Consider the following 1,134-nt stretch of genomic DNA (forward strand, 5'->3'; position numbering starts at 1 on the left):
ACCCTATCCAAACCGGATGGGGTTTTCTGTTTTATAACCGTTTTTGGAAATCTATGATTTATTTGCATTGGTTTTTATTGTGCCAGATCTGCAGTTTGGCAAGCCTGAATGCAATTGAATGATATTTGCGTATTGTTTTAGATTTTTAAGATCGTTAATCTGGCTTCATGTATGATTGTCTTTTGCAAAAAAAAAGCTATTCTGTTATTTTGGGATTGTGTTTTTATTTTAAAAAAAAAACAGAAAAGGATATTCGTTTTAATTTCGGAAATAGCTTCGCGGCTATGGATTTTCTTATGCTGAAATAATAAAAGGCGAAAGCTGTGCTGGAGAATAATTTTTGACTGAACATCAATGCCAGCTGCCATGCTGAAGATTGTTCACTTATTTGTTTCCATTGTTTTTTTATGCTTCCAAGTTTTTGATAATGTTCCTGCTTTATTCTTACTGCTAGCTGCTGTGGTGGCGTCTTTTGAACGCGGCTGATTTTATATTCCATCTAACGTTTCTTTGAAATGGCTATTCTGCAAATTGATAAAGGTTTTAATGTTTCACGGAAGGAAAGTTTTTTTGGAGATGCTCTTTTTTTTGTTAATCCATTTTTTAGGGTTTGATGCTGGGGCAGGTGCAAGCGGAACTCTTTTCTTTTTATAAAATGCTGCACGTTTTGAATTTTAAGCTTTGGATAAACGGCATGTTTTTTTCTGCAGCCGGTTTTTTGCGGGTAAAAACAAATTCGTGAATAATTTTTGGGAGGCAGTCTTTTCTGAAGAAGGTTTTTGCTTCTATCGGGGATAAAAAAAACAGATTTAATAAAAGCTTTTTTTAAGCAAAATGCGGATTTTAAAGATTGGAAGATCATCTGAAAAGATATTGGAAGAATGAAAATCCATCAAAAAGCAGATTCGAAAAAGAGCATAAACTGCTAAAAATTTAATGAATGGAAGAAAAACCCCACGCAATGCGAAAAATAGCCGGAATGTAAAGGTTGTGTTACCAGCATGTTAGGAAAAAGATTGGAAAAAAGGCAAAAAAACCTGCCGAAAAAGCTTGTATAACTGGAAAAAGGGTCTACTTTTGCACCCGCAACAGCGAAAACGCTCATCGAAATGCCGGCAGTTTTTTAGGGATTGA

At 34.8% G+C, this 1,134-nt stretch carries 2 protein-coding genes; both read right to left on the bottom strand.

All coding sequences use genetic code 11. From position 1 onward, the window contains the following. Positions 1 to 223: 223 nt before the first annotated feature. Positions 224 to 499 (bottom strand): hypothetical protein, encoded by a 276-nt coding sequence (locus tag ACWA1F_RS23905; protein WP_456897535.1) that lies wholly within the window; start codon positions 497 to 499, stop codon positions 224 to 226. Next, entirely contained in the window at positions 500 to 862 is a 363-nt protein-coding gene (locus tag ACWA1F_RS23910) for a hypothetical protein (protein ID WP_456897537.1), read from the bottom strand. Between the last annotated feature and the right edge of the window lie 272 nt (positions 863 to 1,134).

Source organism: Flavobacterium erigeronis (genome assembly GCF_054075165.1).

What these genes read in the sequence shown, in the direction of transcription:
- ACWA1F_RS23910 (WP_456897537.1), bottom strand. Translation starts at nt 862, where the DNA reads ATGATCTTCCAATCTTTAAAATCCGCATTTTGCTTAAAAAAAGCTTTT.
- ACWA1F_RS23905 (WP_456897535.1), bottom strand. Translation starts at nt 499, where the DNA reads ATGGAATATAAAATCAGCCGCGTTCAAAAGACGCCACCACAGCAGCTA.